The 7,262-nt window shown below is 60.4% G+C and carries 5 protein-coding genes; 3 read left to right on the top strand and 2 right to left on the bottom strand.

Annotated features, from left to right (window positions below):
* The 3 genes from HKN37_10830 to HKN37_10820 all read left to right on the top strand — a co-directional run.
* Nucleotides 1–362: hypothetical protein (locus tag HKN37_10830; protein ID NNE47143.1), on the top strand; the 362-nt coding region annotated here is incomplete at its 5' end.
* Nucleotides 363–384: 22 nt separating this feature from the next.
* A complete protein-coding gene (locus HKN37_10825; GenBank protein NNE47142.1) occupies nucleotides 385–1,227 on the top strand; it encodes an SDR family oxidoreductase in 843 nt (280 codons plus the stop codon).
* An 868-nt stretch (nucleotides 1,228–2,095) separates the two neighbouring features.
* Nucleotides 2,096–4,333, top strand: a complete 2,238-nt coding sequence (locus HKN37_10820) for a T9SS type A sorting domain-containing protein (protein NNE47141.1) — start codon at nucleotides 2,096–2,098, stop codon at nucleotides 4,331–4,333.
* A 170-nt stretch (nucleotides 4,334–4,503) separates the two neighbouring features.
* On the opposite strand, the gene HKN37_10815 is transcribed toward HKN37_10820, so the two are convergent.
* Both HKN37_10815 and HKN37_10810 read right to left on the bottom strand, forming a co-directional pair.
* On the bottom strand, nucleotides 4,504–5,850 hold the full coding sequence (locus tag HKN37_10815; protein NNE47140.1) for a S8 family serine peptidase: 1,347 nt from the start codon (nucleotides 5,848–5,850) through the stop codon (nucleotides 4,504–4,506).
* 333 nt (nucleotides 5,851–6,183) lie between these two features.
* A partial coding sequence (locus tag HKN37_10810; protein ID NNE47139.1) for a gluconolaconase occupies nucleotides 6,184–7,262 on the bottom strand: 1,079 nt, incomplete at its 5' end.

Genomic DNA, 7,262 nt, shown 5'->3' with positions numbered 1-7,262 from the left:
ATCCCGGCGCTATCGAGAGTGCTCTCTGGGAAAAGGGCAGGGCACAGAAGCAGGCCATTCTGGATGCTGCATCGTCCGAGCTACTGCAGTTGTATGCGCCGCTCATCGAGGTCGGAAAGAGGCTTGCCGAGAACCCTCGCGACATCCTGCCCGCTTCGTACGTGGTGAAGGACGTCATGCACGCTCTTACTTCAAGCAATCCCAAGCCACGGTATCTCGTAGGCCCCGGCGCTAAGAAGGCCGCTAAGCTGGCACGGATGCCGGTCTGGCTGCGCGACTGGTTGCTCAACAAGTTCATGAAGTCCGGTGTCGAAAGCGGGAGACGCGGTGCGGGCTCCGTCGAACAAAAAGCAGCGGCCTAGAAGAAGATCGGTGAGAATTCTCGTGAAGCGCGTACTCGTTGCCGGCGCCACAGGGTACCTGGGTCAGTTCGTACTGCAGGAATTCAAGGCCCGAGGTTATCACGTTCGCGCCCTGGCACGATCGCCCGAAAAGCTCGATCACCTGAGGGGCTCGGTGGACGAAATTGTCGGTGGCGAGGTGACCCGACCCGAAACCCTCGAGCATGTTTGTGACGACATCGACGTCGTTTTCTCGTCGATCGGAATCACCAAACAACGAGACAAGCTCGCGTTCAGAGACGTGGACTACCAGGGCAACGTGAACCTTCTCGAGGTAGCGCAGCACGCCGGCGTCGAGAAGTTCATCTACGTGTCGGTGTTTAATGGTCCCAACCTGCCGCATCTGCAAATCGTCAAGGCACATGAGGACTTCGTCGCCGTGCTCAAGACATCAGGGATGAAGCACGCCGTGCTACGACCGACCGGCTATTTCTCGGATATGACAGAGTTCTTAACGATGGCCAAGAGAGGTCGCGTCTACCTCATCGGTGGAGGTGGCAACCGCATGAACCCAATACACGGTGCAGACCTGGCGGTGTGTTGTGTCGACGCGGTGGAAGGTGAGTACAAGGAAATCGATGTTGGCGGACCTGAGATCATCACCTACCGCGAGATTGCGGAGCTGGCGTTCCGTTCGATAGGAACGCGCCCCCGCATTACCGAGGTGCCCGTGTGGATGATGAGGCTGGCGACTGCAGTAACGAAAGTCGCGAACAGGCACCAAGGCGAGCTGCTCGCATTCTTCTTTACGGCGATGACCAGCGACGTCGTGGCACCCACAACTGGCACGCAGCGACTCGAAGACTACTTTGCCGGTCGATGCTAGGACGGGGAAAACGAATGAGCCGCCCAAGAAGTAGGAGGCGAACACCAATGAAGCTCGAAGAGCTTGGTCAACGCGGGAAACCGCTGGGACTCCGCTAGCCCACTGGCTCTTCAGCATAACCTCTCAACCGATCAATGTTGGGTGTCGCTATCGACGTCCGGTCTATAAGGATCCGGAATTCGTCTGCATTGTAGAGGACACGGGTCCGACTCCCGTTGACCCCACCCCTCGGATCGGTTGGAGTCCATCCCTGTAGGGTTGGCACGCAGAGAGGAGAAGCGTAGCCACTGCACTCGACGGACTTCGGATTTCGTTCTTCTTTTAGAGGACAAGGCCCGACCTACCGCTCACCTGGGTGCGGAGCCTTCTGCTCCAACTCAACGAACCAGCTGAAGACAAGATCGACCGGGACGTCAGCGCTCGATCGAGCCTCACCCCCGTCCGAATCCTCCAAATATCGAGAATCCAATCAGAGCTGCCACGTGAGATTAGGTCTGGTGGAATTCTAACGCGGCTCTCTTTGACGAAGTGGGGACGAGAAGCCTGGCGCAGCTCAGGTCTCGGCCGGCAGCCGGAATGACACGATGAACGTGCTGCCCCGACCAGGTTCGCTGTCAACCTCAATGCTACCATTCATGAATCCCACTGGCCGCTGAGCCCCGGCTGCACGTGCGGGAGCTCGTTTCTTGACGTGAGGACGACGCGGTGCGGTCTCGTCGTTCATTCAGATCAAGGTGTAGGGATCTCACCTACGTTGATTCACGAGATCCACCTACGCGAAGCAGTCAGCGATTCTCGTTTCATTCACCTGCGGGGTGCCCGTTCGGACCGCGCAGCGCTCGACACCAGAACGAACCCAACTCAGCAGATGGCGAAGACAATCTCCGCCGCGGCCTTAATGTTGGTCGCGGCCGTGGTTATCTCCACGCAGGTCACACCCGTCCCGACGACGCTCAACGACTTCTTCCTCGCCGGATCGCAGCCCGGAACGTACCAGATCGAGGCCACCAGCAAGTGCGAAAGCTGCCACGCCAGCTACGGGCAGGAGGCCGTTGAGCCCTTCTTTAACTGGCAGGGCAGCATGATGGCCCAGGCAGCACGCGACCCGCTCTTCTACGCCTGCCTGGCCATCGCAAACCAGGATGCCCCCGAAAGCGGTGACTACTGCATCCGCTGCCACTCTCCCTCCGCATGGCTGGAGGGACGGTCCACACCGACCGATGCATCCGCCTTCACGACCGGAGACCGCCAGAGCATTTTCTGCGATGTGTGCCACCGCATGGTTAAGCCAACACCCGTCGGGACCAATCCGTATCCCGGGGACAGCGACTATACCACCGGGACGTATCCTCGCGACTCCACCTATCTGAGCACCCTGACGGACATTCCGCCCGCGTCCGCCAACGGCATGTATGTCGTAGATACGGACCAGGCGAAACGGGGCCCGTTCACGGATGCGGCCGCCCGGCATCAATTCTACTACTCTCCCTACCATCAGGACGCCGCGATCTGCGGCACGTGCCACGACGTAAGCAATCCGGTCTACGATCGGCAGGCCGGCGACGACTACGGACCTAACACGTTCGATGCACCACCTACCGATTTCTCGCCATACGCCATGTTCCCGGTCGAGCGCACCTACAGCGAGTGGCTGAACAGTGATTACAACACGCCAACGGGCGTCTACGCACCGCAGTTCGGGGGTAACAAGGACTACGTCTCGACGTGCCAGGATTGCCACATGAAGGACGTCACCGGCCAGGCTGCGAAGCAGAACGACGCGGTCCATCGGACTGATCTTCCGCTGCACGACTTCACCGGAGGCAACACGTTTGTGCCCCTTCTGATCGAAGCTGCCTTTCCGGGTGAAGCCGACACGGTGGCACTCAACGCAGCTGTCGCCCGGGCCGCTGACATGCTTCAGAAGGCGGCGACCCTCACGGTCACCGTCACTCCGTCGACCGGCGGATACGAGGCCACGGTCCGTGTCCAGAACGAGACGGGACACAAGCTGCCGTCCGGCTATCCCGAAGGGCGGCGCGTGTGGATCCACCTGAAAGCCACGGACGCGTCCGAGACTACCGTCTATGAGTCCGGCCACTACGACGACGCGACGGCCGTGCTGACGCTTGACGACGACATAAAGGTCTACGAGATCAAGCCCGGAATTTCGACCTCCCTCTCACCGACCGTTAGCCTTCCGGCAGGCCCCTCCTTCCACTTCGTACTGAACGACACCATCTACAGCGACAATCGGATTCCACCACGGGGATTCACCAACGCCGCGTTCGAAACGATCCAGTCACCACCGGTGGCCTATAGCTACGCGGACGGTCAGTTCTGGGACGACACCGTCTACGAGCTGCCGGCCACGGCGGCACAGGTGACCGCCACCCTGTACTACCAAACGCTGTCAAAGGAGTACGTGGAGTTCCTGCGGGACGAAAACGTTACGGACGACTGGGGCGATACGCTCTACGACCTGTGGGCCGCCCACGGGAAATCTAGTCCGGTGGCGATGGCTACAGACACAGAGCTGACGAGCGGGCTCCCGGTCGAGCTGACCGAGTTCCGTGCGGTCGTGGAGGGAAGCACTGCGGTCCTTACCTGGACGACTGCGTCAGAGCTGAACAATGCCGGCTTCGAGGTGCAACAGCGGTTGGAAGAAGAGTTCGTCGCCGTAGGCTTCGTGGCCGGGGCGGGCACTAGCTCGAATCCGCATTCGTACGCCTACCGCGTCCCAAATCTGGACCCGGGCCGCCATAAGTTCCGCCTGCGGCAGATTGACATCGACGGTCGCTCAAAATACAGCGGCGTCGTCGAGGTCTTGTCGGCTCTTCCAAGTGCATTCGAGCTGCTGGATGCGTATCCGAATCCCTTCAATCCGACGACCACCGTTCGCTTATCCATTCCTCTGGAGAGCGACGTCACTGTCTCGGTAACCGACGCACTCGGCCGTCTCGTCGAGGTGCTACACGCGGGACCGCTTGAGGCAGGCCGTCACTCCGTCGTTCTCGACGGCAGCGGGCTGAGCAGCGGACTGTACGTCGTGAGGCTCGAGAGCCCGGCGGGGATCGCATCCCGGACGGTGATGCTCGTGAAGTAGTCAAAGCCGCACGGCGAAGTCGAGCTGCGTATCAGAGAAACGTATCCGCGTCAGTCGGCAATGACTTCGCGTCCCCTATTTGTACACTCCTGTCCTATCTCCGTCAAACGAAGAGACCCCGCAGAACCATGTCCTGCGGGGCCGTTTCAATTTCCTTTGACGTGTTGTCGCTATCCATCCCACTCGCAAACTCCGTCGTCTCGCTCGGGGCATGGGACGATTTCGGCGCCCTCGTCAGTCGTCCCGGCTGGCACTCCGAAGATGAGGTCCGATGCACGAGAGGTGATCAGGCTGGCCACCTTCGACGGACTGGCTCGATAATCGTCAGCCAGAATACGAGCGACGATTCCGGTTACGTGCGCGGCCGCCATCGAGGTGCCGCTCATCATCTGCAGGCTGCCGCCGGCTTCCAACGACAGGATGTCAACACCGGGTGCATAAACGTCCAGCAGTGAACCGGCATCGGAGAACCAGGCGTGATAACCACTTTCGTCGTACGCGCCAACCGTAATGGCTCCGCCGACGTGCGCCGGAGTGACATTTTCGGCATCATCGCCGTAGTTGCCTGAAGCCACTACGTAGATAACCCCTGCGGCGATCGATGCCTCTATCGCCTCATCGAGCGCCGTGAACGAGCTGGTGCCGATGTTCTCACCGAGGCTCATATTAACAACCATGGCTTGCTTCGAGTTGGCCAGCTTTTCCTCCGTGATGCGCTCGACGGCCGCGATGACGACCGAGACATCCGTGGAACCATCTGCACCCAACACGCGGAAGTCGTGCAGCTGCACACCCGGAGCGACGCCAACCACGTGGTCACCATCTTCGATGGCACCTATTATCCCCGCTACATGCGTTCCGTGTCCGTCCGGGTCGCCGTCCTCATCGCCGCCCTCATCGCCGTTCTCATTGCTGCCCTTTAGGAAATCGACCCGCTCGACCACATTCAGATCCGAGTGTTCGATGCCCGAATCCACCACGTAGACGTGAACCTTCTGCTTGCGACGACTAGAGGCTGACCAGTCCCCATCCGCGTTTACGGCCCGGACGCCCCACGGTACCAGCTCGGTCTCAGAGGCCATCTTCGCGTAGGCGTCGGGAGCCCAGAGCTTGAAGTCAGGTTCGTACCACGCCACGTCTGGATCGGAGTCCAGAAGCGCAAAGAACTCCTCGAAGTTGTCTTCACCGGACTCATCAATCACCGAGATCGCGACACCATCCATCGCGTCGTCGTACTCGTAGCGCTCCAGAACCTTGTAGCGCTCGAGAACCTTGAATCGTTCGATGACTTTCTGTGCCTCGAGTGTCGAAATGATCACGTTCAGCTCACTACCGTCCTTGCCCAATCGCTTGGCGCGAGAGAGAAACTTGCTGTGGCGAAGTTTGGTCTGCGAGAGAAGTTGCTCCTGAGCCTCGATATCGTCCTCGGCCATGAATGACTCACTACAACCAGCGAGCAAGGCAAAAACGAGTACAAGGGAGAGGGCTTGAAACGAGAGGTAGCGCGGTGCCTTCATTGCTATCAACCAGAGTTGTGGTCACTCTGGCCCCGCCCGCGCAGATGGAACCGTCATGTAACGAGGGCCGTGCAGGGCATTGTCCGCCCATCACGGGTACGCGGGCCGACTCTTAGAGTCGACCGACCCCGCATGTTCTCGTGTAGCAGGACGGAGGGCAATGCGCATTTAAGTTGAGCGAGACAAAAAAATCTTCGGTAGGCGGCCAGGACCGACTGTTTGCAGTTGGCGGAATCGATGGTGTGAATCCACTTTGCTCCACTAAAATCCCACCGGTGGATGCTGAAATGGCCGCTGCTGCCCATACGTGATGCCCCGCTGAGTTCGTCGCCGCTACGGAAGACGCACGCGGTACAGCCCCGACCTGGCCGTCACGTATAACTCGTCGCGGCCGGGTCCGCCGAACACGAGGGTTGCCGGCCGCTCTGGCATCCGGATGATGTCCAAAAGCGCTCCTCTCTCATCGAACACGAAGATCTCACCGGCCGCCACGTAGTAGTTGCCGTCAGGACCCTCGGCAACATCCAGTTCGCCCTCCTCGGCGATGGCCTCCGCGTCCCGCAGTCGCCCGTCCTGGTCCACGGAGAATCGAACGGTCTTCTGTCCAAACTCGTCGGCCATGACAAACGGCCGTCCGGGCGTCGCCTTTCGCAGCGAGTACGCCCGGAACAGATCCTCCTGATACGGGATGACCAGCGACCCGTCCGGTGACTCGTAATACCGGTCATGGACCGCCGAGGTGACCCGTTCGAAATCGTGTGCGTCCCGCCACAAGTGGCCAGGCCATACATACGTACGTCCCGACGGAAGCGGACCCTCTCGCAGCGGAAGCTCCCTGAGGGCGGCCGCCGAGCTGTCGGGATGGAAGCTCACCACGTTTCCCCGTCTCCACCCGGTGTTGGTCACCACTATGGCATGACCCGCCTCGTCGAAGGTGAGTGACGCCGGCGACACAGGCGCATCACGCACAAGCGTGAGGGTCTCCGCCCGGTGGTCCCAGCGGTAGATATGGTGCTGCCGTCCATCCACGAACCAGACGTTGCCGTGCGGGTCCACGGCCGCCCCGTCAATGAATTCGAATCCGCCCGCCACGCGCTCGACACGAGCGTCCGGCGGCCCGGCGACCTCGGCACTTCCCGAAACCCACAGCCGGGCGATCTCCCGCGAGCGGACCTCCCGCCCTGTGGTCCGATCCACCAGCGTGTTGTCATACGAGAACTTTGACGGGCCGTATACGTGGAGGCCGCGGAAATCCAGGCCGGCAGCGTTTTCGATCAATACCCCGGCGGGGTACGGCGTCACCATCCGTATGACGCGGTACAGATAGATGTTGGCAAACATCAGATTGCGGGAATCACGGATTCGGATCGGCAGGGCGTACGACCCTTCGGCACTCTCTTCCTCGAACTGGA

The sequence above is a fragment of the Rhodothermales bacterium genome, assembly GCA_013002345.1.
In the GTDB taxonomy this organism is placed as follows: domain Bacteria; phylum Bacteroidota; class Rhodothermia; order Rhodothermales; family JABDKH01; genus JABDKH01.
This window is presented reverse-complemented; position numbering and strand designations above follow the sequence as displayed.

Coding starts and splice junctions, on each gene's coding strand:
- HKN37_10815 (NNE47140.1), bottom strand. CDS start 5,850: ATGAAGGCACCGCGCTACCTCTCGTTTCAAGCCCTCTCCCTTGTACTC.
- HKN37_10820 (NNE47141.1), top strand. CDS start 2,096: ATGGCGAAGACAATCTCCGCCGCGGCCTTAATGTTGGTCGCGGCCGTG.